The organism is Priestia sp. SRI_019 (assembly GCF_057586255.1).
In genome coordinates, this window is the sequence record NZ_JBYCZN010000002.1 from 349230 (window position 1) to 374928 (window position 25699).

The following is a 25699-nucleotide window of genomic DNA, read 5'->3' on the forward strand; positions in this document are numbered from 1 at the left end:
GTAATCCAAATCGTTTTTTTATCTTATACCCAGCCGCGGAAACGAGAAGCTTCAGCTGATTTTTTGATTCCTGCCATGTAAGCAGCGAGTCTCATGTCTACGTCATTTTCTTGAGCGATTTGATAGATCGTTTCAAATGAATCCACCATTACCTTGCGTAATTTGTAAGCTACTTCCTCTTCAGACCAGTAGTAGCCTTGATTATTTTGCACCCATTCGAAGTATGAAACCGTTACGCCTCCAGCACTTGCTAAAATATCTGGCACTAAAAGCACGCCTTTTTCATCTAAAATGCGCGTGGCTTCAAGCGTAGTCGGTCCGTTCGCCGCTTCGACTACAATAGAGGCTTTAATGTGATGAGCGTTACGAACCGTAATTTGATTCGAAATGGCTGCGGGTACTAAAATATCACATTCTTTTTCTAATAGTTCTTCGTTTGTTATCACATTTGCAAATAAATTCGTTACGGTACCAAAACTGTCGCGTCGATCAAGGAGGTAATCAATATCAAGACCAAGCGGGTCATAAAGAGCTCCGTACGCGTCTGAAATGCCAATCACTTTTGCACCTGCATCGTGCATGAACTTAGCAAGAAAACTGCCGGCGTTTCCGAAGCCTTGAATAATAATCCGCGCTTCTTGCAAGTTAAGGTTTTTCTTTTTAACGGCTTCTTCAATACAAATGGTTACGCCTTTAGCCGTTGCAGTTTCACGTCCTTGAGACCCTCCGAGTACGATAGGTTTTCCAGTAATAAAACCAGGAGAATCGAATTCACGCAGTCGGCTATATTCATCCATCATCCACGCCATAATTTGAGAGTTTGTATAGACATCCGGTGCAGGAATATCTTTAGTAGGTCCAACTATTTGACTGATAGCTCTTACATAGCCGCGGCTTAGTCGCTCTAGTTCACCAAACGACATATTTCTTGGATCACATACAATTCCGCCTTTACCGCCGCCATACGGAAGGTCGACAATTCCGCATTTCAAACTCATCCAAATAGATAATGCCTTCACTTCTTCTTCATTCACTTCAGGATGAAAACGCACGCCTCCTTTAGTCGGTCCGACAGCATCATTATGCTGAGAGCGGTAGCCCGTAAATACTTTTACCGCTCCATTATCCATTTTAACTGGAATACGAACCGTCATCATGCGCAGCGGTTCTTTCAGCAAATGATACATTTCTTCACCATACCCTAGTTTTTGAAGCGCTTCTTGAATAACGGTTTGAGTAGATAAAAATAAATTAAGTGATTCCTGTTCTTGCTGCTGTTCTTTTTTTAATTCACTAGCTGTTTTTGTAATGGACATTCTGTTCACCCCATATTAATCATTGAATTTTCTCAACGATTTAACATGCAATTCCTGTGCCAATTTCTGCTGCTTTACAACGGTTCTTATATTATACATAATCCGCATTAGCAAGCCTGATATTCCCTGCATAGGCTGATATTAGTATATACTTAAAGAAATAAGACAAACTATTTATACTGCAAAGGAGGAAAGTGCTATGTTACATGAAAGAAAAGAACAAGAGCGAAGCAATCACTATATAGAATGCTGTTCCATCTGCGGAGAAAGGCTAACATCTTTTCAAGAAAAAGAAATTTTCACATGCGACAGCTGCTTTGAACAAAAAGTCAACGATGTGCTTTCTGAGCTGTAATCAGGTACTCTATTTTCTAGAAACAGGTGTCACAATATTAAAGTTTGGATCGATAGAATCCTGACAAGACAAAAAGAAATCCCATTTTGATTTATCTCCTTGAACAAATATGACCGAGCTATAAGAGTGATCATTTGTAGTTGTTAGCCGATATAAGGTATCTTGCCACATCGTTACCGTCACCTCAGCTTTCTTTCGCGTATCTCCGAGGTACCTAAAGATTCCATGCTTAAGTTCTGTGAGAGCTACTTCATTGCGATCGGGTATCACAAACAATATACGATAGTTACATGCGCCTGCCTTTAATCCATCTACGCGAATGCTAAATAGTTCTAAAATATTTTTCAAAGGAAGTGTATCCCATACTTCTTTTGTAATAATGTTGACTGGCAGCGGTATATTACCTAAACGAAGTTCTTTGGCTCCTGTTAAATATTCATTTCGCCAAGGACCAGATTCAGCTATATACCCTAATTGTTCAAGCGCGTCTGCGCATAAAAGTTTTGCCTTCACATGGTGAGGATCAGCGTAAATTACTTGTTTGGTCACTTCAGCTACCCATTGATAGTCGCCTTGCTGAAAACAGCGCTGTGCTTTTTTGACAATGTTGTCCGATCCGCCCATATACTCTACATATTTCTTAGCTGACTCTTCAGGAAACAGTTTATTTAAATCTACAGGATTGCTGTTATACCAGCCCATATAGCGCTGATAAACCGCTTTTGCGTTATGGTTAACCGTTCCATAAAAGCCGTTTGTATACCACTCGTGAGATAGAGTTTCCGGAAGCTTCATCATTCGGCCGACGTGGTCGATGGTATAACCTTGATTCATCAGCCTTAATGTTTGGTCATGAATATATTGATAAACATCTCGTTGATTTTCGATATAGGTAATACACGACTCGTTTCCGAACCTTGGCCAATTATGTACCCCAAATACAGTTGTTAGCTCTTGGCCAAATAAATCGATTGCTTGCTGCAAGTATCTTGCCCATGCTGCTGCGTCTCTTACTTTTGCTCCTCTGAGCGTATAGAGGTTGTGCTGAGTGACCGTACAGTTTTCTGCAATACACAGAGACTTTTCACTAGGAATATAGATGTTCATTTCAGCAGGCGCTTCTGTTCCTGGCGTAAGCTGAAACTGAAATGAGACGCCGTCAATTTTCTTACTTACATAAGAATGATGTTCGGAAGAACGAATTTCTTCTATTCCTTTAATAAGCGTGATTGTTCCAAATGAAATTTCTTTTCCGATACCGTTGTCAATTAGGCCTTTTTCATCGCGTCGCAGTTGAATACCGTACATGTATTGACTTCTTCGTGTCATTGCTGTGGCTGCCGTGACGTTTTCATCAATAACCGCATCCATAAACCCAGCAGGAGCATAAACTTTACTAGTTTTATTTTGTATTGAATCAGGTAATACTCCTAAAACTCCACCGTAATGGTCTATATGTGAATGTGAGAAGATAACGACTCTAACAGGACGCTTCCCGCAGTGCTGGTTTACTAGTTTAAGTGCTTCTTCTGCTGTTTCTCTTGACGTCAAGCAATCAATAACAATCCATCCCGTTTTTCCTTTAACAAATGTAATATTAGCCATATCAAAGCCTCTTACTTGAAAGATATTTTCAGTTACCTGATATAAGCCGGCTTGTACATTTAATTTTCCTTGTTCCCACAGTTTAGGGTGGACAGTAGCAGGTGTAGATTGTTCAAATAAAAAAGCGTACTTTCTTAAATCCCATACAGGATACAGCTGATTTTTTTTGAAAATCAGAGGAAAAGGTACGCGTACAAGAGCTTGGTAATCCGCAAGATTTTGTTCTAATTTCACTTGTTCCCAGTCTATGTTTTTATAAGTCTCAGCATTAGTCGCTGCAGTCTTTTGAGTAGCATCTTTTCGGTGAATCGTTAACTCTCGTTCATAATCAAACAGCATAACCCCCTCCTTTTTATTACTTTATGCGTAAAAATAAGACGAAGTACAAAAAGGGAGGGAAAATAGAGTCAACAAAAAAAAGAAGATGCGCTTAGTACGCATCTTCTTTTTTATACTGAATGTTATGTTTGAATAGTCGAGTGTTCTGTCTAAATTAGACAGCCTAGCACTTAGTATAACGATTGTTTACCAATGTGCCTTTTGTAATCAAAACAAATCTTCCTTCTAAGGTGCTCAATACGTTTCTTGAAGTCGCTGTAAAACAATGCATGTGTGTACAGTCTCTCCTTTCTTGTATTGGCCTTACATAGAATATATACCCGGAAAAAAATAAACAAAACACGATTTGGTTATTTTTTCAAAAATAATAATAAATCCACTCTGGGGTGTTTTTTAGAGAATGTTCCCATTTAGGTAATTCATCTATTACTCTTTTGGTTAATCTACGGCTATTTGTTTTATCTTCATTAATTTCTCGTTCTACGTGCGTAATCATCTCGCGATCATAAATGATACAGCTCGCTTCATCATTTAAATAAAAACTTCGGGGATCCCAGTTGGCTGTGCTAATATTGGCGATTGTATGATCAATGATCATTACTTTTCCGTGAAAAAACCCTTTTTTATATAAGAAAATTTGAATACCTTTGTTTAATAGTTTCTCTGTTTTAGGGTAACTAGGCGGTTTAGTGAACCACGCATCGGTATTGTCTGGAAGTATAATATCGATTGAAACACCTTTTTCTTTTGCTGAAATAAGTGCATTCATTAAACGTTCACTTGGAATAAAATAAGGGGTAGCAATGGTAAGCTTTACTTTGGCACGGTTGATTAGATCAATCATCTTTTGCTCAAGTTCTTCTCCAGTTGAAAACAGCAGCTGATAGTTTGCTCCGTTAGAGCGAGCGATAGGAACTCGCTGAGGAGAAATATGTTTTCCCGTGTCTTCTTCCCAATCTTTCAAAAATTGCTTTTCAATTTCAAAAACACCTTCTCCTTTGATTCGTAAGTGGTAATCACGCCAATAGCCCAATTTTTTATGCTTCCCTAAGTATTCTTCTCCTATATTAAAACCTCCCAGATAAGCTTCTTGGCCATCTACTACGACAAACTTTCGGTGATTTCGATGATTAATACTATAGAAAAAGTGCTGCCTGCTTGCTTTTCGACTAAATGTAAACTCAACTCCGCTTTTCTTAAGATCATCTATGAGTATTCGGGAGAGATCGTTTCCTCCAAAACGATCTACAGAAAGTTTAACCTTTACCCCTTCACCTGCTTTCTCTTTCAATAGTTTAAACAGCTTCATGCTGATGTTGTCCGCTCGAATAATAAAAAATTGAATATACACGTATTTTTTTGCTTTTTTAATATCTTCAAATAAAGCAGGATATAAACTACTTCCTTCTGCATACAGTGCTAACTTACCTTGGTAAACAGGCGTTTCGATAAGCGGATGTACACGAACGTAAGCATTATATCCTTTTTTTACGTCCCATTGAAAAAACAAACACAAACAAAGCACGCATACTAAAATAAACAGCGTTTTTTTAATCATACTGTACTCCTGATTCATCTAATACGTATAGGCTTTGGAGGTTTGTTTTATTTTATATGAGGAAATGTATGGAAATATAGAGCCTGTAACACAAAAAGCTTAATCATTTTTTGATTAAGCTTTTGTGTACTTCGCTAGCATTTAGTAAATATAGTCCTTATACAAGTCGGACTGAATAACCTTTTTATAAGCGAGTCCGTGTTTCTTGGTAAGGGCTTTCACCTCATCCACACAGCTTTGAGCGCTTCTTGGGGATACGTAAATTTCATTGATAAGCTGATGTAAATTACATGTAAGGAGGTTACCATGCTCGTGAGAAAAATCATACGATCTTTTTTCAAGGATATCCATTCGTTTTTGCCATTGATTTGCGGAAATACCTTGAATTTCGAATAGCTTTTGCAGCTTCCAAGCGTGTATGCGACTTGCTACAATAACAAGCCTCAATTCGTTTTCATGCTGATAGGATTTGCGCTTGTAAAATAACGTGTCATATACAGAATGACTGACCATTTCTTTTTGGAAGTCTATGTACTGCACTTTGCCAGAGAAGATTTTATAGCGTAAATCTTTAATACTGCACAATAAATTTTCATAGGTGGTTTTAATAGCTACGCCATCATTCCCCTTTAAATATAGATCCCACATTCCAGCGGCTTCGTAATCATTGATATGCCAGGATGAAACAGCAGAAAATTCATGGATTTTTCTTATATAGGTTCTAGAGGTACGGTTATGACGTTCGCCTTTTTTTCTTAGCTCTTCTATGTTCCACATTGAAGAGCATCCTTCAAGAGGGTCCGAAAATGCATCAGGTTTTGCGAAAAAAAGCGCATTGGTTTCCAGTAAATCTTGAAAATCAGACAGCGGCATAAATCGCCACACCGTCGGATTATTGTGCACCTTATAGCGTTCATCATAATCGTCATAGCTAGATTCGAATCTTTTGGCATATTCGTAAGCTTTCTCTCTATAAGCTAAATCCATTGGTTTTCCTCCTCTGAATGCATATTCATACTTGAATTATAGCACTTAATTGTTGTAATTTTCAAAATTATCCACCTGTATTAAGTGTTATTAGAAAAGAAGACACGCCTCAACATCTGCAGCGTGTCTTCTTATTTAATGAAATGAATGTTTTGCTTAACACTTTCACTTTCTGGCTGATTTAATTCCAATAAATAAATTTTATCCGCTCGAAAATCAGTATTCTTCATTTCTTTTTTTAAGGTACGAATAAAGGCAGCTGAAGTTTTTCCGTAGGCTTCAAAATAATGAAACGTGTGTACAACAAATAGAATGGATGCCCCGCTGTAATCTTTTTTGCTCTTTTTTTGGATGTTTTCTAGCACTTTTTCTATATACTCTTCTACAGAACCTTCCGTCTGGATACGGGGTAGAGCAAAATTTCCTGAATTGACCCTCTGTGCATCTTCAAATTCCAGTTTTCCATCTTTGTAGGAAGTAATTTCAATTCGTTTTTCAGTACCATCCGGCTGAAGAATTAATCCGTCGTATCCTTGACTTCCAATAATAAGTTTTAATTTTGAATTCCTCGGACAGTAGGAAGATTGGCTGAAGCAATAAAGCGGATAAAACTCTTCAAAAAACTTTTTGAAAAGCCCTTTTTTAAGTCGAGCTAATTTTATATATTCTCTGTTTTGATGAATCATTTTCTGCGTATGTTCAAAATACTGCTTCATTTCTTCTTGCGTCCTGTACACATCAAGATCTTTAAATAATTCATCCATCTTTTTCACCTTCAATCCCACCAACTAAAAAAGTCTTCTTACTTAGTAGATACATATTCATAAATGTGTGTGACAATTTTCTTTTTTTAAGATATAGCCTTTTTTAAAACAAAACGTGCACACTTTTCATTTTTTTGCATATCCTGTTATTCGTGCGTTCAATTATGAGCGTACGTTTCAGCCTTTAGTTGTAAAAGATGAACCGTAAAGTTACAGCTGATGGCGGATGATATGCGTCTGATTATTTCATAAACTATAACAAACAGGAAACTTAACAATAATTGAGGTGTTGGAAATGTTTGATAACGATTACGTAGTTAAAACCATTCACGATTTACATGTAAAACGTACAGAAAGCAAATTAAAAGTCTTCTTAACTTATTTTTATCATAAAAAATAACATGGATTTATAGACGGTAATATATAGTCAGTTGTTACTTGGAGTTTTTTATAGGAAGAAGAGTTTGATACAAGTAAAAAGGAATAGCGGATTATTCGCTATTCCTTTTTACTGTACTTGCAATTCTCGAATAAGTTCAGCAAGAATTTTAATGCTTTTATCGATATCTGGTAAAGAGGCATAGGCGTAAGAAAGCCGAAGATAACTGCCGGTTTCTTGTGCATAGATACTTCCGGAATTAAGCAATATCCCTCTTTTTAAAGCACGAGAGTATAAAGATTTCATTGAAATAGAAGGTTGAATATGCACCCATATAAAAAAGCCTCCTTCAGGATTCGTCCATGTTGCTACATCTCCTGCATATGTTTCTAATGCATTCAGCATAACTTTTCTTCTTGTTCGCAATTCGATTCGTACCGTTTCCATATGCTGTTGATATAAGCCATTTTTAAACCATTCTGCTGCTACTCTTTGAGACAATGAGCTAGATCCATAATCCGTTTGCATTTTAATATCCGCCAAACGCTCAATGACTGGTGCTGGGCCGACTATCCATCCGATACGTAATCCCGGGCTTAATGTTTTAGAAAGACTGCTAACATATAACACGTGTCCATTTTTATCTAAAGCCTTTAATGGCAACGGAGGCTGTTTATTTAGCCATAATTCGCGGTATAAATCATCTTCAATAATAGGAAGCTGATGTTCCTCACATTCTTTCAGCAAATCGTAACGCCTTTTTTGTGACATTAATGTTCCCGTTGGGTTATGAAAACATGGATTTGTATATAAAATAGCTTGCCCTTCTTGAGGGTCGGCGCGTTTTATAGCTGTTACTTTTATTCCTTCCTCATCCATAGAAAGACCTTTGAGTTTCATTCCCGCTGATTGGAATACATGTAAGGAGTATAGATAAGAAGGTTTTTCTAGCAAAACCGAAGAGTTCTTTTGCAGCAGTCCAATTGAAATAAGCTGAAGAGCTTGAAGAGCGCCGGAAACAATTAAAATAGAATCTGGAGAAGATTCAATCCCCGTTGTTTTCATATACGCACTTAACTCTTTTCGTAAAGGAAAATACCCCTTTGGTTCTTCGTATCCCAGAACCTCCATGTTTTTTGCTACTTTTTCCATAGCGTATTTCATTTTATCTTTAGGGAATATGTCAGGTGAAAGCTCTCCTTTGCTTAATTGAATAAGGTTTGAGTTAAATTCGGATTCATTAATATCTTGTACCATTGCTTGACTCGGACGATGCATACCTGATTTCACATGAACATTCCAATCGGGCGGAGTCGTAGCCAAAAGTGTCCACGTATTATTTATAACGATTGTTCCCTTTCCCATCTTACCTTCAATTAAACCGTCCGCTGTTAATTCCTCTAATGCCGTGATGACCGTACTTCGGTTAACATCGAACATAGCAGCAAGCTTTCGCTGACTAGGAATTTTACTTCCAATCGGCCATTCTCCACGCGCAATGTTCTCTTTCATAAAATCAATGATTTGTTTGTATTTTGGATAACTTGAACTGTTTCCTTGATTCATACATTTACTCCTGTTTTTAAAGTGGTTGGGTTAATTGCTTTTAAACTGGTTGAAGACATTTTATCAAATGTTTATTAACATGGGAACCACAATAGATACTGGTTGGATTCAAAATGAAAAATGGAGATGAATAGGCATGAAATTAACGTTTAGTCTGGTGTTCTTACATATACTGATGATTAGCTTATGGGCTTCAGCATTTCCAGTTATTCAAATAGGGCTGGAATCGTTTTCTCCTCAGCACCTTGCTTTTGTTCGGTTAAGTATTGCTTCTTTAGTACTGTTAGTTATTGTAATAGCTACACGCATGCGCTTGCCTGATATAAAAGATATTCCACTTCTTTTAGCACTCGGTTTTTTAGGTTTTACCGTATATCACACGGCATTAAACATTGGAGAAAAAACGGTGAGTGCGGGTATTGCGAGTTTACTGGTCTCGACTACTCCTATTTTTTCTTCGCTTTTAGCTATTTTTCTTTTTCAGGAGGAGTTTGGAAAAAGAAAATGGATTGGGTCTGCAGTAAGCTTTGCAGGTATTGCACTTTTAACCTTCAGCAAAGAGAACTTTGTACACTCAATTAATGGAATCTTACTGATCCTGCTAGCTGCCCTTGCAGAAAGCATCTATATAGTATGTCAAAAAAATTTATTAAAAAAGTATGGTTTTCTTTCTTTTGTGACGTACAGTATTTGGGGGGCTACAATTTCTATGCTTGTTTTTTTACCTGGGTTAGAAACAGAACTTGCACATATCTCTGTCAGATCAGCGATAAGCGTGACATATTTAGGATTATTTCCAACCGTTATTCCCTATATGGTACTCGCTTATCTGACATCGCGTATAGGTTCTGCTGAGGCTGCCATTTCTCTTTACTTAACTCCTGCGCTGTCCTTTTTCTTAGCGTGGCTGCTTTTAAAAGATATCCCGAGTGCAGCTTCCATTGTGGGAAGCATCATTACGTTATGCGGCGTGTTGCTTACACATAGTAAAAGAAAAGTAGTGGTAAAAGAGACAAAGTTCACAATGCAAAGATAATGTGTATGCTTTAAGGAATTATCTTAGAGGCTATGTTTTTTATTTATATATTTTATTTAGAACATACTTTAATTTCTTCTTTTTGCAGTTTAATTAACAATTAATAAAAAAGCGCCTTTCTTTAATCTTGGTTTAAGATTTAAAGAAAGGCACTTTTTTATGTAGTTTCTAATTCCGCTTTTATTTTCCCAGCCACTGCGTGAGTCAGCTGCTGAAGATCGTAAATCTCTTCTCCTGAAAGTACTACATGTCCGTTTAAAATGTGGTTATGTTTATATGCTCGATACGTCACTTCGATACTTTTTATCGCACGCTCTACTTCATCATTTACCATAATACTTTCATAGTGATAGGATAGTGTTTCAATTCGAATCTGCGTATTTTTCATATTTATTCACCCTCCATGAGCCGTTGACTAAAAATATGACTGTTAGAGGTGAACTATACATAGAAACTTTTTTGTTATTACCTACTTTGTTATTTAGAACATATTTTAATTACTTAATTCATCTCTGCTATTCTTTTTTTACAAAATACCCAAATAAACCCCTGCTCTTCGGAGCGGGAGTTTATTGCTTGTAGTACCAGCCTTTTTTATCTAAAAACTGTTTAACTTTTACAAAATCCAGCCCAGCTGCGGTAAGTTCAGCGGATGGATTACCTATTGCATGTACGTGTAATTCACTGTCGATTCCTTCATTTTTTAAGAAAGCACGAAACTCTGTTTCCATGTCTTTACTTAATCCGCCTGTTTTAATTGTAATTGGGATAGGTTCTACGTCTTTCATTTGCACAAATCCGCCTGGAACAGCCCATGCTGCATTCGTATAGCCATATACACTAAATACCGTGCCTTTTTTTATCGCTCTAAAATTCTCTGTTATATTCGCATATTTGTAGACTCCAATATCCTTCTTCGCTTTTACTTGAAAAGAATACTTTTCTCCGAGTGAAGTAACCTTTGGTAATGATTCTTCGACAGGATTGCTTACACCCTTGAGTAATTCCATCATTTTAGCTAATGTTTTCTCATCAGCTTTTCCAGTTGACGTTAATCCATACTTTTCTTGAAGAGCTTTAACAGCCGCAACAGTTTCACTGCCATATTGACCATCGGTCCCTTGCTGGGAAAGTTCAAATCCTAATTTAATTAAGTTTTGCTGCAGTTCTTTTACAGCTAGTCCGCTATCACCTTGCTGTAATTGTGCTGATGGCTTATTATTTTCCACCACCGTCACGCCTGTATTAATACTATTAAAGAAATCCAGATCCATTTCATTGATATCAACATTGCCTTTAATCCCGTTTACTTTTCCTTGATCTGTATATTGAAACATAGACCATCTATCCCAAATCGTCGTATCACCTGGGTTAGCAAATCCCTTAGAACGGTTACTTCCACTGTAACGAGCTATCCATAGCGGATATCTTGCTACAGCGCTTGTAAAATTGGATTTAATAAAACTATACCCCGTGTAAAGAATAGGCGTAATGCTTGTTTTCCTTTCAATATACTCCATCCATCTAACTGCAAAGGCTGTGACCTGGGCTTTTGTTTTCCCTTTATTTTCTTCCAAATCTAAGCAATGAGGCAAATCAATCTTCATGCTGCCTAATTTATTTAAAAAGAAATTAACTTCTGCAATGGGATCATTATCAGCATGAGCAAAGTGATAAAAGCCTACACGTAGACCTGCATTTTTTGCTCCTGTATAATTATCATACGATTTTTTATCTAAGAAGGTTGTACCTTCTGTTAATTTAATATATGCGCCTCTTACACCATCCGACGCCACTTTTGCCCAATCAATTGTTCCGTTGTGATGAGAAACATCAATGACCTTAATATTTTGATTATTACGGTTTTGCATTGCTATCACTCCTTCATACAAACTATGAACAAAAAAGGAAATGGCAACTGATACAGGCCTATTAAATAGATATTAGGCTTTATAAAAAACTACAGTAAGAAGGGATTTTGGTAGCCTTTCCTTATTAGAAGAAATGAATTTGTGCAATTTTATAAAGTGAGGAAAGCTATATTCGTTTATACTAATAATATGAAGATATACTGAATAAAAAGTGGAGGAATATGATGTCTTTAATAAAAGAAGCACGTAGATATGCAGAACACGCTCATAGCGGCCAAATGCGCAAGCTGTCCGATATACCTTATATTGTTCATCCTATTAACGTAGGTAATATTTTAGAAAAAGCAGGTTTTAGTGAAGAAGTAATTGCAGCAGCTTATCTGCATGATGCTGTAGAAGATACAAGTGTAACACTCGAAGAAATTATACAAAGATTTGGTTTAGAAGTAGCGGGTATTGTTGAAGCTCATACAGAAGACAAATCAAAAAGCTGGGAAGAACGTAAACAGCATACAATTCAAATCGTGAAAACTGGTTCTCTTGAAGTGAAATCTTTAATTGTAGCAGATAAATTAGACAATTTACGGTCTTTAAAAGAAAGCTACGATCAGCAAGGAGATACGATTTGGAATAGCTTTAAAAGAGGATTCGAAAAGCAGAAATGGTACTACGAATCCATCAGCAAATACGCTGCAAAAGGATTGGAACCAAACCAAATTCCAAGTTTTTTTTATACGTACAAACAAGAAGTAAATGATTTTTTTAGAAGTTAATATTCATATAAAGAAATTAGAAAACACTGAAAATAACTATTGCGAACGCGCGCCATACGTATTAAAATATAGTAGAGTCAACACGCAATAAAGGCTCTACATAATCGGGACTGTAGTTCAGTGGGAGAATACTTGTCTGGCAGACAAGGGGTCGTGGGTTCGAATCCCATCAGTTCCATAAAACCAGTCGTATCAAGAGTTTAAAACACTTTAAAACTCTGCAGGATGGAATGGTTGCAATACTATTTCATCTGACCTCTTCATGATTTCCATGAAGAGGTTTTTTATTTTCTTTTTACGATTGATCCTCATGATTTTTATGATTATTTTTTTCACTGCTCCTGCTGACAATTTCTCTAAGTTCGCCCTCGTCGCCTTTTGCATTGATGATTTCAAAAAGCTGATTCAGCCCTTCACTTGTTTCATCGTTTGGTTCTTTGCTCATTCTATCCCCTCCTTTTGCTTCTAGGATGCCCATTTTTTTCGCATTGTTTCATGTAAAAAGCAATTCATCAATATTAATCGGCCGTAAAAGTATACCTTTACGACCCTTGTACAATTACTGGTTATACAGATATACTCAATCAATTCTTTAAATTTTGCAGCGTTTTATAGGGTTTCTAATACTCATCTATAATGAAATGATCATCACAAACTTCGTTAAAATCGTTCTCTTCGTGGAGATCTACTTCTTTATCTTTAGATATCTCGTTTTCTGTTGTAAATAGTTTAAAAAGCTTGTTGAACATTGTTCCACCTCATATCTTTTATTAATACATTCAGTATGATTAATTTATATAAAGCCAGTATGAATTGAAACTTAAGATAATGTGAATGTAGACATTAACGTGAGATGTTAAGCATGCTTATACCCTTGACGAAAAGGTTACTTAATTCTACAAAGAAGTGATTAGTATATCAGCTGTATGTGGCATTCGTTCTATAACAGTTGTCTTTGTTATTCGTTTTGCTATTGTACTAGGTAGCTTAGTTTTATGTATTATCGCTTTAATCCCTTAGTTATCAACATCCTTAAATACCATTCAAATGGCTTGTGTAGTTGGAATTATCCTTTTGCTTGCTTTGTTTTTCTTTAGTTATATCCACAATTAAACGAAAAAACGCAAGCTATAAAAAAAGAACTTTGTATGTTGCTGCAAAGTTCTTTTCATAAACACTTACTGTTTGTTAAGAACTGTATGAAATATTAAATAGCTTATACAATCGTTAAGGCCTATTCAGTTAACAGTCCTTCTTACGTTTTTTCTCGAACCATCCATATGCAATTTCAGCTTCAATTTCTTTGTTTCCCGGAGAAACTAAGAAAATAACGTATGAACCATTGTTTGGAAAGATAAATTTGCCATCTTCATCACTTACTAATGTACTTTTCGGCGGAACAACACGGTTAAATACGTTTACCCCTTTAGCAGGAAAGCCTTTTACCATTTCTGCAAATTTAATTTTCCCTTTTGGCTTTGAACGTATTGTAGTATTTGCTGGACTCACATTGTCTGAAGTTGTTCCTTTTCCAGGCGGGATAGAGTTAAACCAAATTTCAGCAGTAAAAGGTTCATTGGAATAGTTAGTGATAGTAAAAGCATTCACAAATAAATCTACTCCGGAGCCAGAAGGGTTAACTAACCCGCCCCAAGCATTTCTATTTCCACCAAAACGAATAGGCTCAGTTTGTCCAACAAAATAGTCTCCTTTTAAAGATTGATATAAAGGATTAGGTATATTAACAGCTTTAATATAAGGTTTGCTCGACTCGTAATTCGACATACAATCATCTCCTTTCTGTACTATATTTTATGAGGTTTTTCTATAAATGCTTGGACACGTGCATAATATATTTAATCTTTATATAAACGCAAAAAGATAGACCCGGTACTGAGCCTATCTTTTCCTATCGCTTAATGCCCTCGTCGACTGCTGGTGTATAAACGGATTGTTTTTTGACTTTATATTCCAATGCTTTTTTAATACTTCTACTATCACTTCTTAAAGTAGTAATCACCTATTCTTTTGTAGTCATAAAATGAAGAATTCTTACTTTTTTTTCACAATATTCAACAATTTCATAACAGGCTGTGAGAATATCATGTCTAGACAGTTCTATTTCATCCAATACAAACTTTGAAAGCTGCTTCTGCAGGACCTCCAGCTTTTTGCTGTCTTCTTCATCAATCCATAGCCCTTCCGTAATACACACATCTGCTAGTTTGTTAATAGATTGAGCCGTCCAGTTTAAGCCGGCTGAAGAAACGGTTATTGTCAGTAAATCATTTTTTATTGCTAGAATAACTTGACACACATGGGTATAAGCATCAACTTTCTTTTGGATAAATGCTTTCCGAAGCTCTTGCTTGTATTGCTCTTTCGACATCACTACGGCTACGACAGACGTAATGAATGTTCCTGCCAGCGCGATGAGTGACCCTATCAAAATTCCTATCAGTTCTCCTGACAAAACGCTCACCTCTTTAAAGGTATTTCTATATGCTATGGGAATGAAGGAAATGATATGAAGATAAACACTATGTAAAAACAGCCCTAACTTTTCTAAGTTAGGGCTGCAACACTAAAATATGAGGGTAACCGAATTAGATAATACGACTTGTAATAATTCCTTCAATTTGACCAATTTTTTCTTCTAGCTCAGGCACAATCTCGTCACTTACTTGATTGTCAATATCGATCATTGTATACGCATATTCACCGCGGCTTCTGTTCACCATATCTGCGATGTTTAAATTGTAGTTTGAGAATACTTGCGTAAGTTGTCCTACCATATTCGGAACGTTGTGATGGAAAGCAGCTACGCGTTTTTTCCCAGTGTAAGGAAGAGATGCATTCGGGAAGTTCACTGAGTTTTTAACGTTTCCAGTTTCTAAGAAATTTTTCACTTGACGTGCTGCCATTACCGCACAGTTTTCTTCTGATTCTTGAGTTGATGCCCCTAAATGAGGAATTGGTACAACATTTTTCATGTTCAAGACATTTTGATTTGGGAAATCTGTAATGTATCGTCCAACTTTTCCACTTTCAAGAGCAGCTTTCATATCTTCTTCGTTTACAAGCTCACCGCGTGAGAAGTTCAAAATATGAACATCAGGTTTCATGATGCTAAACGTTTCTTTATTGAAAACACCTTTTGTGTCGTCCGTTAATGGAACGTGAACCGTAATATAGTCAGATGCTGCAAATAGTTCTTCTAGAGACATTGCACGCTGTACGTTGCGAGACAAATTCCAAGCTGTATTAACAGAAATGAATGGATCAAAACCAATTACGTCCATATCTAAATCAAGCGCGTCGTTTGCTACAAGAGCACCAATTGCACCTAAACCAATAACGCCTAATGTTTTACCTTTGATTTCTTTTCCAACAAACTGTTTTTTACCTGCTTCAACTAACTTAGGAATTTGATCACCTTGGCCGTCTAATCCTTTTGTCCATTCAACTCCAGCAAATAAGTTACGAGAAGAAGCCATAATTGTAGTTAAAACCATTTCTTTTACTGCGTTTGCATTAGCTCCTGGCGTATTAAATACAACGATACCTTGCTCCGTGCAAGCGTCCACCGGTATATTATTAACTCCTGCTCCAGCTCGTGCAATAGCTTTTAAATTTTGGTCAAATGCCATGCTGTGCATGTTAAAGCTACGCACGACAATCGCATCTGGATTTTCGCTGTCGTTGTCAATTTGATAACCTTCTTGATTAAAAACATTTAGACCTTTTTGTGCAATGTTGTTTAATGTTTTGATTGTTTGTACTTTTTCTAATGTTAATGTGCTCATTTTGTACTCTCCTCTGATTATCATCGTAATTTTACATGTTTTTACCTTTGGATAAAGGAACTTCATTTTTAATTTTTTTAAAAGTCTGGTTTTTTAGCCTACATGTCTGATAACTTCTATATCCTCTCCCCCTAAACAGAAAGAGGTAAGAGATATGTATTAATCCCTTACCTCTGCCCAGGCGAACGGCTACGTCACTATATGCTTCCTCACGGTTATCCGCGTTTCGCCAGTCACATATAGTCTTTGAAATTAAGTATATTCTAGCAAACTCTTTCAGAACGTTCAACCTTTTTTTAAAAGTTTGCTTTTTTCAGTCTAATTTTAAATCTCTTTAGTGAATCTCCTAATATATTGACAAATATCCTAATACATGTTAAATAAAAAGAGTGATTAGCACTCTATCCACTCAAGTGCTAATTATTTTATAAGCCCTATTTGGAAAGGAGAACTTCTTATGTCAAAAAAAGAATTCAAAGCCGAATCAAAGCGATTATTAGAGATGATGATTAATTCCATCTATTCTCAAAAAGAAGTATTTTTGAGAGAACTTCTATCAAATTCAAGCGATGCAATCGATAAAATTTATTACAAAGCCTTAACAGACGACTCCTTGCGTTTTAACAAAGAAAGCTATTACATAAAAGTAACACCACATAAAACTAACCGTACCTTAACCATTACGGATACTGGGATTGGCATGACGCAAGAAGAGCTTGAAAGCAGCTTGGGCACAATTGCGCGAAGCGGTTCCCTTGCGTTTAAAAATGAAAATGAAACAAAGGACGGACACACGATTATTGGCCAATTCGGCGTTGGGTTTTACGCAGCGTTTATGGTGGCAGATGTCGTAACGGTGATTAGTAAAGCGTTAGGCAGCAATGAAGCCTATAAATGGGAATCTACTGGTGCTGATGGTTATACAATTGAACCTTGCGAAAAAGAAACGGTTGGAACTCAAATCATTTTAAAAATCAAAGAAAATACAGAAGATGAAACATATGATGAGTATCTAGAAGAGTATCGTTTAAAAGAGATCATTAAAAAATATTCAGACTTTATCCGCTACCCGATTAAAATGGACATAACGGAAAAACGTCCTAAAGAAGGTTCTGATAACGAGCTAGAAGATTATACAGAAGAGCAAGTTATCAACAGTATGGTACCGATCTGGAAGAAAAACAAAAATGAATTGACTTCAGAAGACTATGAGCAGTTTTATTCAGAAAAGCGCTACGGGTTTGATAAACCGCTCACTCACCTTCACATTAATGTGGATGGAACGATTCGCTACAATGCTATTTTATTTATTCCAGAAAATAGTCCGTTTGATTACTACTCAAAAGAATTTGAAAAAGGACTTGAACTGTATTCAAACGGCGTATTAATTATGAATAAATGCGCAGATCTTCTTCCAGACTACTTTAGCTTCGTGAAAGGTATGGTAGATTCTGAAGATTTATCTCTTAATATTTCGCGTGAAATTTTACAGCAAGATCGCCAGCTTCAGCTGATTGCCAAAAACATCGGCAAGAAAATCAAAAATGAATTAAAAAGTTTGCTTAAAAACGAACGTGAAAAGTACGAGAAGTTTTATGAATCATTTGGCCGCCAGCTAAAATACGGCGTTTACAGTGACTTTGGCAGCAACAAAGACGTATTAAAAGACCTGCTTTTATTCTATTCTTCTACAGAGAAAAAGCTCGTAACACTAGATGAGTATGTATCGCGCATGCCTGAGGATCAAAAGTATATCTATTATGCATCAGGTGAATCGTATGACCGAATTGAAAAGCTTCCTCAAGCAGAATTGGTTACAGATAAAGGGTACGAAATTCTGTATTTCACAGAAGATATCGATGAATTTGCAATTAAAATGTTAATGACGTACGAAGAAAAAGAATTTAAATCTGTTTCAAGCAGTGACTTAGGGATTGAAGCAGAAGAAGAACAGCTCAATGAGTCTGAGGAAAGAGAAAATAAAGAGCTATTTGACTATATGAAAAAAGCTTTGGCGGGAAAAGTAGGAGATGTGCGCGCGTCTAAACGTTTAAAAACACACCCCGTTTGCTTATCAGCTGATGGTGAAGTAACGATTGAAATGGAGAAAATTTTAAGTGCTATGCCTGATAACCAGCATGTAAAAGCAGAAAAAGTGTTAGAAATTAACGTAAATCATGATGTATTCGCTTCTTTAAAAGATGCATTTGAAAATGATAAAGGGAAATTAGACCTTTATACAAATTTATTATATAACCAAGCTCTTTTAATTGAAGGCTTATCTATTAGTGATCCAGTTGAATTCACAAATGATATTTGTAAAATTATGATATAAAAATCAGGCGCAGAATCATTCTGCGCCTGATTATATGTATGGCATAATAAAATTAGTTATATAGTAAGAAGCGATAAAAATGGGTACGGGCAGTTCTTCTGTTACTCTTATTGAGTGTTTGCCTTCTTTAAAATGAAAAAGCTCTGATTTAAATTCTGCGACTTTTTCTCTTTTTCCATTAAAAATACACGCTTCCTCTACGGCTTCATGACTGTTTAACATGTAGACGTTATTTCCCCATCTAATTTCTTGTGCTCCTTCGTTTTTGATTATTCCTTTCCCTAATAGATACCCCACTGTTTTTCCACTTTCTTTTATCACCCACCGGTGTTTTTTTATGTGATCAATAAACACCGTTCTTCCTTCCCATTGAACTTGTAAATGTACCTTTAAGCCGCAGGAAAAGATAGGAAACCAAGAAATAGAATCTAAAACTGGAAGTCCATCACGAGTTAAAAAATCAATACTTTTAGTCCACATATTTTTATGCATTCTCTTAAGCTGTCCGACATTTTCTCCATTTTCATTTGTAACTGCTACGGTCTTCCCCGCTGATTTAAAATAGGGAAAATAAAAAATATATTCCTGCATATAAGCCTCCAAAGCTTCTGTACCTTATATTAACAGCGTGTACATAGTTATGTTTCTATCTTTCATATATTTCGTTTGTTTCTTTTGATTTCTTCCTTTGTTTAAATTGGCTCTGATTTTCTTTTAAATGCTTTAGTAAAGCAACAATCAAGAAACTAACAATCACAAGAAGAAGCCAAGAGCTAATTTTACTTATATGAACCATTGTCCACTGCTGCTGTTGATCTGGATACTGCCATGCTCCGAAAAATGTTGCGATATTTTCAGCGATCCAAATGAAAAAGCCTATCAGTACAAAAGACAATACTAAAGGCATGCGATATGTACGTTTGTTAACCGTAAAATACACAAAAGCTCGATAAAAAATAAGTAAAGTAAAAAGTTTTAAAAACCAGCGGAAGTCGTAAATAAAATGATGCGTGAAAAAATTAAGGTAAATAGCCATACTTAGTATACTGACAATCCACGTAGAAGGCCAATTCGTAAGCTTTAATTCAAGCCTTCTCCACACTTGGCACATGTAGCTGGCTACACTAGCATACATAAATCCGCTGTACAGCGGAACTCCCCAGACTTTAGTGAAAGCTTTTTCCGGATAGCTCCATGAGCCCATATGAACTTTGTAGAGTTCTAACGCTAGTCCAATTAAATGAAATACTGCGATGACTTTTACTTCATCAAGCGTTTCGCGTTTAAACATCACCATTAAAACTTGAGTTCCTAGACAGACTAATAAAATAAGGTCATATCTAGAAATAAACGGTACTTCAATTATTTTTGTCAGAGCCAATGTAAGAAAAATAATAACAGGAAAAACACAAGATTTTGCTTGTTCTAAACCAAAATAGATTAATTGCTTCATTGTAACATCCTATCTTTATAGTATTCCTTAGTATTTTCACAGAAATGATTCTCTGAAAATTATTGCAGATTTTTCAAATTTATTCAATAAGCATCTCCGCTGTTTTTGTAACGAAACTATCATACCCAGCGGAGATCATTTTTCTCCATTAACTTTTCAAAAAATCGGTTACTCGCTGTACATAGCCCTCTTTATCGTAAGATAAGTACAGATAACTAGTTAACTGTACAGGCTCACCAAAGAAAAAACGTTCATACAGCGTTTCTCTTGTGCCAAACGGACTCATCGTTAAATCCCACGCTAGTCGAAAAAGCTTAATTCGATCTTCTGCTCCTCTCGATTTTGCTTGCAAATAACGCGTAATATCTTCTTTAACCAATGAGCGGCACGTATTTTCTGTTGGTATTGCCATTAGTCCGCTTGCACCTAAAAGCTGGATAATTTCTGTAAAGGTAGGATATGTTTTTGAAAATATATTTGCGGCAATACGAAGTGTAGTTTCATTCGGACGCATGTATCCCCATGGATCAATCTCCGCTTCTTCTTCTGCTTTCATCACGAGAGCTTTCATCGTTTCTAACGCAATAATAAGCTCTGTTGCTTTTTCTCGTACATGCGGATAGTCTGTAATGTTAATGGTTTCAATCAGAGATTGTACAATTCCTAATACAAATTCTGTTTTGACAATTCTCCTTGAAGTTACTTGATGCAGAGCAAAAGCTGAGAAAGAACTAGAAGCAAGGAATGTATTTGATACGTCTACATTTTCATAGAAGAACACGCGGTTCCACGGTACTAATACATGGTCAAAGACAACAATTGTATCCATTTCTTCGAATCTAGAACTTAATGGATAATCAAACGTCGACTCTTTTCCTGCAAATGATTCTCTACAAATAAATTTAATTCCTTTTGTATTACTTGGAATTGAAAAAGCAAACCCTTTTTCTTTTCCTTGAATGCCCGCTGAAGACAGTACGAGCAGCTCATCTGTCATTCCGCCCTGTGTAGCAAGCAGTTTCGCGCCTTGGATAACGATTCCCTCATTGTTTTTATCAACTATTTTTGCAGCTATCGGTTCGTCGTTTTGCTCGTAATAAAATTGGATTCGATTGACTTGAGGATCGATGAATGTATGAGTGAGCGATAAATCTTGCTCTCTCACATATTCATAATAAGAAAGGATGTTTTCAGGAAAGCAGTTTTCCGTTCCTCTCAGGAGTTCTGCAGAGGATGCAAAAGCCATTAATACGGTATTCATATAATCTGGACTTCTTCCCATCATACCATGGGTTAATTGCGCCCATTGCTGGGTCATCTCTCGTCTTTTTTTTAACTCTTCTTTTGTTTTAGGCTGTAAATAAGATGTACCAACAAATTCTTTAGAAGACGGAGATTGATATGTCATGATATCTTTAATTTTTTTATCATGCTGAAGATCATAAAGCTTAGCTTGACTGTTAATGGCTCCTTTAAAAGCCGGATGTTCTGATATATTGCCTGTTACGAGCTTGCCATCAATCCATACATTTGCTTTTAATTGATTAATTCTCTCTACGTATTGCTTCCCATTAATTGCTGACATACTCCCACTCCCAGACTTTCGATAAATATTTTTACCTATTGCATTTTTATCATATTACGATGTCTTTTCCATGTTTCCTTCATACATCACAGCTTTGAGCACAAAAAAAGAAGGTCACAGTAACCTTCTTTTTTATAATTTATTTATATTGAATATCATTTCTTAAGGATTCAACTTTATTTAATGCTTGGTCAATATCCGGCTCTTCAACATTAAAGTGAGCAAGTGCATCGTGAAGATGCTTAGCAATTGCATTAAAATGTTCGGGTTGAATATTCATATTTGCATGTGCTTTGGCCATCGACTTTCCTGAATATTGATTCGGGCCACCTAAGGCAAAACTTATAAACTTAGCTTGATGCCGACGCTGTTTATCCATGTCCGTATGCTCGAAAAAGTGACTGACCGTTTCGTCTTTTAATACGAGTTCAGAATAAAAATAATCAACTACTTTTTCAATCGCTTCTTGTCCGCCCACTTTTTCATACAATGTTTGTTCCAAAACAATTCCTCCTTTTGTACCTTTTCCCATTATTACCCAATAGAAGTGTTCATATTCTTTAAAAGGCTTCTTTATGGAAATTCGTTGTCCCCATATTTTATTCCTCTTCCACATAAAGAATAAAATGTAAAGAAGTGAACACAATGTAAAGGAATTGTAGAAGCTGCATGTAACATCTCTCGTTACTAGGCTTAGGAATCATTACATTTTCACAAGCGCTTATCTAATATACGTAAGTATAAGCAGGGACGCCTTTCACTCCTACTCGGCATGAAAAAAGAGAGCCGGCAGCTTCTTCGTATTTTTCTTCTTCCTTAGCTGTGGTGATAAATAAGGTTTGTAAATCGTCTCCTCCAAATGTACAGCAGGTTACATTGGAAACAGGAAGATGAATAGATTCTATAATTTCTCCTTTATCTGGATCTACACAAATGACTTTCGAACCTCCCCAAAGTGCTACCCATAATCGATCATGTTCATCAATTGTCATTCCATCGGGAAACCCGTCCATATCCGAAAGGTCAATCACCACTTTTTCATCTTCGAGCCTTGTTGTTTCTTTGGAAAATGAATAAGACATAATTTTATTTTTCGGTGAATCAACCAGAAAGAATTTGTCTCCTGTTCGATTCCAAGCTAGCCCATTTGACACGCTTAATCCTTCTTTAGCGCTCTTAATGACACCTTTTTCATCTACTACGTACAGCTGGGCTTTTCCTTCTTCATCTTCTTCACTCATCGTTCCAATCCAAAAGCGATTATATGGATCACATTTCCCGTCATTAAAACGCATGGTTTTTTCAAGAGTATCTAAACGGATATACTCTTCATGATTCTTTTTGTTTTTATCAACTAAAAGCAGCTGATTACGGGTAGAGACAATCAATTTTGAATGATTGGTTTTAGAAACGCTTGTAACGACTGAAGGAAGAGCAATATCTTCTAAGGTTGTCGTTTTTGGATCGTACGTAAGAAGCTTTTTATCTAAGATGTCTACTAACACTAATTTTTGATTTTCTTCATCCCATAGGGGTCCTTCAAGCAAACGGCCATCGTACTTTTTTTCAATTTTTGCTTCCATTTTCAAGCTCCTTTTTCATTTTTATGTACAATCATTTTTTTATAATCGCTTTCTCAAAAAAACATTCTTTTAAACAAATAGAAAAAGTTAGGAATATCTTTCCTTTTTCATAAATACCCGTTGTATGACATTCTTTAAACACCAGGTTCTAAGAGAATCTTTTCATAAAAAAAGCAGCACGCTTTGTATAGCGTGCTGCTTTTTTTATTATAAAGTTACGTGTTCTTTTTCAAGCTCTTTAACACGTGCTGCAAACTCTTCTTCTGTTAAACCGTGTTCTTTTACATAGCGGTTACGAGGGCTCACTCGGCATTCATGTGAACAAGCGCGTAAATATTTGTGTTCATTTTCTTCAGAAGCTAAGATTTTCTTATTGCATTCTGGGTTTGCGCAGTTAACATAACGTTCACAAGGCTCGCCGGTAAAGTGGTCTTTTCCGACAATCACATGCTCTTTTTGGTTAACTGGTACGCTGATGCGCTCATCAAATACATAGCACTGACCGTCCCATAGTTCACCTTGTACTTCAGGATCTTTTCCGTATGTTACAATACCTCCGTGAAGCTGGCTTACGTCTTCGAAACCTTCTTCAACAAGCCACCCAGAGAATTTTTCACAGCGAATACCGCCTGTGCAGTAAGTTAAGATTTTTTTATCTTCAAACTGATCTTTGTTGTCGCGAATCCATTCAGGAAGCTCACGGAAGTTTCGAATATCCGGACGAACAGCTCCTCGGAAATGACCTAAATCGTATTCATAATCGTTTCGTGCATCAATTACGACAGTATTCTCATCTTGCATCGCTTGATAAAATTCTTTTGGGCTTAAGTAATTACCCGTTACGCGAAGAGGATTCACATCTTCTTCTAATCGAAGAGTTACTAATTCTTTGCGGTGACGCACGTGCATTTTTTTGAACGCATGTTCATCTGCTTCGTCTATTTTAAATACAATACCTTCAAAACGAGGATCATTTTTCATCGTTTCCATGTATTTATCTGTTTGTTCAACTGTTCCTGATACCGTTCCATTGATCCCTTCAGCCGCAATTAAAATGCGTCCTTTTAATTCAAGCTCTTTACAAAATGCCAAGTGCTCAGCTGTGAACTCTTCAGGATTTTCAATTGGAGTGTACAAATAATATAGTAGTACTTGATATGGTTTTCTTTCAGTCATGTTGCTTCTTCCACCTATCTGTTTATATTTGCAAGATATAATGCATGTAGGTCGGTTATTGTGAACCGAATTGATGGTAACAATTCATTACTTAAAGGTACATTACGACAAAAACAACATCCTTTTTATGAGGATGCTTCTATCTAAAAAGTATTACAGTGAATGATTGTTTCAAAAACATACAGTATTTAAGCCTGTAATAGTATAACATATCAAAGCGTCCACTTCTAGGATTTGTTCGTCAATAAAAATTTTATTGACGCGATACGTTCTACCTGAATTTTCCCGCGCATACATGATGAGATATAAATCTTTGAGATTGGGGGCGAAAATAATGCCTTTTTATACAGTAAAAGACAGTGCAACTTTGTACTATGAACAACAAGGGGAAGGAACACCTATTATTTTCATTCACGGAGTTTGGATGAGCAGTCGTTTTTTTCACAATCAGCTTTCTTTTTTTTCGAAACAGTATCAAACTATTCTTTTGGATTTAAGAGGACATGGAAATTCAAGTCATACTCCATACGGCCATACAATTTCCACTTATGCTCGTGATGTGCATGAGTTTATAACCACTCAACAATTAAAAGACGTGATATTAGTAGGCTGGTCGATGGGTGCTTTTGTTGTGTGGGAATATTTGAAACAATTTGGTCAAGAAAATGTAAAAGGGAATATTATTGTAGATGAAATGGCTTCAGACTTTAAATGGCCAGATTTCCCGATCGGTGCATTTGATTTACCTGAGCTTATTTCGCTTATGCAGGGTATTCAACTTGATCGAGCAAGTACATTAGAAAATTTTATTCCGCTTATGTTTAAGGATGAATTAACTGAAGAAGATAAACATTGGATTATGAAAGAAGTAACGAAAATGCCTGAGTCGATAGCCAGTGCTATTTTGTTTGATCAATCCATTGTGGACTATCGAGATTTTCTCCCGTTTATTACAATCCCTACCTTACTGTGCTTTGGAAAAGAAGAAAAGCTCATTCCGGTAGCAGCTGGAAGACATATTCAAAAGCTGGTTTCAGGTTCTGTACTTGAAGTTTTTGAGAACAGCTGCCACTGCCCTTTTCTTGAAGAAAGCGATCGATTTAACAAAGTTGTGAGCAACTTTATCGAACATATCTAATTTACAAAAAAAAAGAATTGTCTTATTTCTAACGGATTCGGTTGATAAAAAGAAGCATAAGTTAGAAATACAAA

Annotated in this window: 24 protein-coding genes, 1 tRNA gene and 1 riboswitch; of the genes, 6 read left to right on the forward strand and 19 right to left on the reverse strand. The window is 36.3% G+C overall.

What is annotated here, in order from left to right; all coding sequences use genetic code 11:
* Positions 1-23: 23 nt before the first annotated feature.
* Entirely contained in the window at positions 24-1316 is a 1293-nt protein-coding gene (locus AC2YJL_RS12105; protein WP_195693823.1) for a Glu/Leu/Phe/Val family dehydrogenase, read from the reverse strand.
* Positions 1317-1515: 199 nt separating this feature from the next.
* Between AC2YJL_RS12105 and AC2YJL_RS12110 the strand changes: the two genes are divergently transcribed.
* A complete protein-coding gene (locus AC2YJL_RS12110; RefSeq protein WP_195693825.1) occupies positions 1516-1671 on the forward strand; it encodes a hypothetical protein in 156 nt (51 codons plus the stop codon).
* Positions 1672-1680: 9 nt separating this feature from the next.
* On the opposite strand, the gene AC2YJL_RS12115 is transcribed toward AC2YJL_RS12110, so the two are convergent.
* The 5 genes from AC2YJL_RS12115 to pdxR all read right to left on the reverse strand — a co-directional run bounded on the left by AC2YJL_RS12115 (position 1681) and on the right by pdxR (position 8869).
* Positions 1681-3615: an alkyl/aryl-sulfatase gene (locus tag AC2YJL_RS12115; RefSeq protein ID WP_230932648.1), complete on the reverse strand. Its 1935-nt coding sequence runs from the start codon at positions 3613-3615 to the stop codon at positions 1681-1683.
* A gap of 358 nt (positions 3616-3973) precedes the next feature.
* On the reverse strand, positions 3974-5173 hold the full coding sequence (locus tag AC2YJL_RS12120) for a phospholipase D-like domain-containing protein (protein WP_487374771.1): 1200 nt from the start codon (positions 5171-5173) through the stop codon (positions 3974-3976).
* A 141-nt stretch (positions 5174-5314) separates the two neighbouring features.
* Positions 5315-6160 (reverse strand): DUF2971 domain-containing protein, encoded by an 846-nt coding sequence (locus tag AC2YJL_RS12125; protein ID WP_195693832.1) that lies wholly within the window; start codon positions 6158-6160, stop codon positions 5315-5317.
* A 131-nt stretch (positions 6161-6291) separates the two neighbouring features.
* Positions 6292-6924, reverse strand: coding sequence for a hypothetical protein (locus tag AC2YJL_RS12130; RefSeq protein ID WP_251568147.1), 633 nt, complete (start codon positions 6922-6924; stop codon positions 6292-6294).
* A 508-nt stretch (positions 6925-7432) separates the two neighbouring features.
* Positions 7433-8869 carry a MocR-like pyridoxine biosynthesis transcription factor PdxR gene (gene pdxR, locus AC2YJL_RS12135; RefSeq protein ID WP_251568146.1) on the reverse strand — a complete coding sequence of 479 codons (1437 nt, stop codon included), beginning with the start codon at positions 8867-8869 and terminating at the stop codon, positions 7433-7435.
* A 136-nt stretch (positions 8870-9005) separates the two neighbouring features.
* Between pdxR and AC2YJL_RS12140 the strand changes: the two genes are divergently transcribed.
* The gene (locus AC2YJL_RS12140) at positions 9006-9905 is read left to right on the forward strand and encodes a DMT family transporter (protein WP_251568145.1); all 900 of its coding nucleotides are present in this window, start codon (positions 9006-9008) and stop codon (positions 9903-9905) included.
* A gap of 157 nt (positions 9906-10062) precedes the next feature.
* On the opposite strand, the gene AC2YJL_RS12145 is transcribed toward AC2YJL_RS12140, so the two are convergent.
* Together AC2YJL_RS12145 and AC2YJL_RS12150 are read right to left on the reverse strand one after the other, a co-directional pair.
* Positions 10063-10293 (reverse strand): hypothetical protein, encoded by a 231-nt coding sequence (locus AC2YJL_RS12145; protein WP_230932645.1) that lies wholly within the window; start codon positions 10291-10293, stop codon positions 10063-10065.
* Between the two features lie 181 nt (positions 10294-10474).
* Positions 10475-11776, reverse strand: coding sequence for a GH25 family lysozyme (locus AC2YJL_RS12150; RefSeq protein ID WP_251568144.1), 1302 nt, complete (start codon positions 11774-11776; stop codon positions 10475-10477).
* A 224-nt stretch (positions 11777-12000) separates the two neighbouring features.
* Between AC2YJL_RS12150 and AC2YJL_RS12155 the strand changes: the two genes are divergently transcribed.
* A complete protein-coding gene (locus AC2YJL_RS12155; RefSeq protein ID WP_195693838.1) occupies positions 12001-12549 on the forward strand; it encodes an HD domain-containing protein in 549 nt (182 codons plus the stop codon).
* A 106-nt stretch (positions 12550-12655) separates the two neighbouring features.
* A tRNA-Ala gene (locus tag AC2YJL_RS12160) sits at positions 12656-12727 on the forward strand.
* 117 nt (positions 12728-12844) lie between these two features.
* Here AC2YJL_RS12160 and AC2YJL_RS12165 read toward each other — a convergent pair.
* The 5 genes from AC2YJL_RS12165 to AC2YJL_RS12185 form a co-directional block, all read right to left on the reverse strand.
* Positions 12845-12994: a hypothetical protein gene (locus AC2YJL_RS12165; protein ID WP_016764191.1), complete on the reverse strand. Its 150-nt coding sequence runs from the start codon at positions 12992-12994 to the stop codon at positions 12845-12847.
* Positions 12995-13169: 175 nt separating this feature from the next.
* Positions 13170-13298: a hypothetical protein gene (locus tag AC2YJL_RS12170; RefSeq protein ID WP_285852727.1), complete on the reverse strand. Its 129-nt coding sequence runs from the start codon at positions 13296-13298 to the stop codon at positions 13170-13172.
* A 493-nt stretch (positions 13299-13791) separates the two neighbouring features.
* Complete coding sequence (locus AC2YJL_RS12175; RefSeq protein ID WP_251568142.1) at positions 13792-14334, reverse strand: DUF6143 family protein; 543 nt, start codon at positions 14332-14334, stop codon at positions 13792-13794.
* Positions 14335-14569: 235 nt separating this feature from the next.
* Positions 14570-15022 (reverse strand): hypothetical protein, encoded by a 453-nt coding sequence (locus AC2YJL_RS12180; protein WP_285852725.1) that lies wholly within the window; start codon positions 15020-15022, stop codon positions 14570-14572.
* 133 nt (positions 15023-15155) lie between these two features.
* A complete protein-coding gene (locus AC2YJL_RS12185; RefSeq protein ID WP_013057119.1) occupies positions 15156-16355 on the reverse strand; it encodes a phosphoglycerate dehydrogenase in 1200 nt (399 codons plus the stop codon).
* Between the two features lie 168 nt (positions 16356-16523).
* A riboswitch (ZMP/ZTP riboswitch) is annotated at positions 16524-16602 on the reverse strand.
* Positions 16603-16812: 210 nt separating this feature from the next.
* Here AC2YJL_RS12185 and htpG point away from each other — a divergent pair.
* The gene (htpG, locus tag AC2YJL_RS12190) at positions 16813-18690 is read left to right on the forward strand and encodes a molecular chaperone HtpG (RefSeq protein WP_195693844.1); all 1878 of its coding nucleotides are present in this window, start codon (positions 16813-16815) and stop codon (positions 18688-18690) included.
* Between the two features lie 30 nt (positions 18691-18720).
* Here htpG and AC2YJL_RS12195 read toward each other — a convergent pair whose 3' ends face one another.
* From AC2YJL_RS12195 to trhO, 6 genes are all read right to left on the reverse strand, one after another.
* Positions 18721-19281, reverse strand: a complete 561-nt coding sequence (locus AC2YJL_RS12195; RefSeq protein ID WP_195693846.1) for a tubby C-terminal domain-like protein — start codon at positions 19279-19281, stop codon at positions 18721-18723.
* A 55-nt stretch (positions 19282-19336) separates the two neighbouring features.
* A complete protein-coding gene (locus tag AC2YJL_RS12200; RefSeq protein WP_230932641.1) occupies positions 19337-20143 on the reverse strand; it encodes a DUF817 domain-containing protein in 807 nt (268 codons plus the stop codon).
* A gap of 148 nt (positions 20144-20291) precedes the next feature.
* Positions 20292-21728, reverse strand: coding sequence for a 4-hydroxyphenylacetate 3-monooxygenase, oxygenase component (gene hpaB / locus AC2YJL_RS12205; RefSeq protein ID WP_195693850.1), 1437 nt, complete (start codon positions 21726-21728; stop codon positions 20292-20294).
* Positions 21729-21867: 139 nt separating this feature from the next.
* The gene (locus tag AC2YJL_RS12210; RefSeq protein WP_013083221.1) at positions 21868-22230 is read right to left on the reverse strand and encodes a group I truncated hemoglobin; all 363 of its coding nucleotides are present in this window, start codon (positions 22228-22230) and stop codon (positions 21868-21870) included.
* 223 nt (positions 22231-22453) lie between these two features.
* Positions 22454-23311 carry an SMP-30/gluconolactonase/LRE family protein gene (locus tag AC2YJL_RS12215; protein ID WP_025751869.1) on the reverse strand — a complete coding sequence of 286 codons (858 nt, stop codon included), beginning with the start codon at positions 23309-23311 and terminating at the stop codon, positions 22454-22456.
* A 207-nt stretch (positions 23312-23518) separates the two neighbouring features.
* Positions 23519-24487 (reverse strand): oxygen-dependent tRNA uridine(34) hydroxylase TrhO, encoded by a 969-nt coding sequence (gene trhO / locus AC2YJL_RS12220; protein WP_050688899.1) that lies wholly within the window; start codon positions 24485-24487, stop codon positions 23519-23521.
* Positions 24488-24821: 334 nt separating this feature from the next.
* On the opposite strand from trhO, the gene AC2YJL_RS12225 reads away from it, so the two are divergent.
* Entirely contained in the window at positions 24822-25625 is an 804-nt protein-coding gene (locus AC2YJL_RS12225) for an alpha/beta fold hydrolase (protein WP_251568137.1), read from the forward strand.
* Positions 25626-25699 lie beyond the last annotated feature (74 nt).

What these genes read in the sequence shown, in the direction of transcription:
- AC2YJL_RS12115 (WP_230932648.1), bottom strand. Translation starts at nt 3,615, where the DNA reads ATGCTGTTTGATTATGAACGAGAGTTAACGATTCACCGAAAAGATGCT.
- AC2YJL_RS12200 (WP_230932641.1), bottom strand. Translation starts at nt 20,143, where the DNA reads ATGAAGCAATTAATCTATTTTGGTTTAGAACAAGCAAAATCTTGTGTT.
- AC2YJL_RS12185 (WP_013057119.1), bottom strand. Translation starts at nt 16,355, where the DNA reads ATGAGCACATTAACATTAGAAAAAGTACAAACAATCAAAACATTAAAC.
- AC2YJL_RS12120 (WP_487374771.1), bottom strand. Translation starts at nt 5,173, where the DNA reads ATGATTAAAAAAACGCTGTTTATTTTAGTATGCGTGCTTTGTTTGTGT.
- AC2YJL_RS12165 (WP_016764191.1), bottom strand. Translation starts at nt 12,994, where the DNA reads ATGAGCAAAGAACCAAACGATGAAACAAGTGAAGGGCTGAATCAGCTT.
- AC2YJL_RS12170 (WP_285852727.1), bottom strand. Translation starts at nt 13,298, where the DNA reads ATGTTCAACAAGCTTTTTAAACTATTTACAACAGAAAACGAGATATCT.
- htpG (WP_195693844.1), top strand. Translation starts at nt 16,813, where the DNA reads ATGTCAAAAAAAGAATTCAAAGCCGAATCAAAGCGATTATTAGAGATG.
- pdxR (WP_251568146.1), bottom strand. Translation starts at nt 8,869, where the DNA reads ATGAATCAAGGAAACAGTTCAAGTTATCCAAAATACAAACAAATCATT.
- AC2YJL_RS12105 (WP_195693823.1), bottom strand. Translation starts at nt 1,316, where the DNA reads ATGTCCATTACAAAAACAGCTAGTGAATTAAAAAAAGAACAGCAGCAA.
- AC2YJL_RS12140 (WP_251568145.1), top strand. Translation starts at nt 9,006, where the DNA reads ATGAAATTAACGTTTAGTCTGGTGTTCTTACATATACTGATGATTAGC.
- AC2YJL_RS12225 (WP_251568137.1), top strand. Translation starts at nt 24,822, where the DNA reads ATGCCTTTTTATACAGTAAAAGACAGTGCAACTTTGTACTATGAACAA.
- AC2YJL_RS12215 (WP_025751869.1), bottom strand. Translation starts at nt 23,311, where the DNA reads ATGGAAGCAAAAATTGAAAAAAAGTACGATGGCCGTTTGCTTGAAGGA.
- AC2YJL_RS12195 (WP_195693846.1), bottom strand. Translation starts at nt 19,281, where the DNA reads ATGCAGGAATATATTTTTTATTTTCCCTATTTTAAATCAGCGGGGAAG.
- hpaB (WP_195693850.1), bottom strand. Translation starts at nt 21,728, where the DNA reads ATGTCAGCAATTAATGGGAAGCAATACGTAGAGAGAATTAATCAATTA.
- trhO (WP_050688899.1), bottom strand. Translation starts at nt 24,487, where the DNA reads ATGACTGAAAGAAAACCATATCAAGTACTACTATATTATTTGTACACT.
- AC2YJL_RS12155 (WP_195693838.1), top strand. Translation starts at nt 12,001, where the DNA reads ATGTCTTTAATAAAAGAAGCACGTAGATATGCAGAACACGCTCATAGC.
- AC2YJL_RS12145 (WP_230932645.1), bottom strand. Translation starts at nt 10,293, where the DNA reads ATGAAAAATACGCAGATTCGAATTGAAACACTATCCTATCACTATGAA.
- AC2YJL_RS12130 (WP_251568147.1), bottom strand. Translation starts at nt 6,924, where the DNA reads ATGGATGAATTATTTAAAGATCTTGATGTGTACAGGACGCAAGAAGAA.
- AC2YJL_RS12125 (WP_195693832.1), bottom strand. Translation starts at nt 6,160, where the DNA reads ATGGATTTAGCTTATAGAGAGAAAGCTTACGAATATGCCAAAAGATTC.
- AC2YJL_RS12150 (WP_251568144.1), bottom strand. Translation starts at nt 11,776, where the DNA reads ATGCAAAACCGTAATAATCAAAATATTAAGGTCATTGATGTTTCTCAT.
- AC2YJL_RS12110 (WP_195693825.1), top strand. Translation starts at nt 1,516, where the DNA reads ATGTTACATGAAAGAAAAGAACAAGAGCGAAGCAATCACTATATAGAA.
- AC2YJL_RS12175 (WP_251568142.1), bottom strand. Translation starts at nt 14,334, where the DNA reads ATGTCGAATTACGAGTCGAGCAAACCTTATATTAAAGCTGTTAATATA.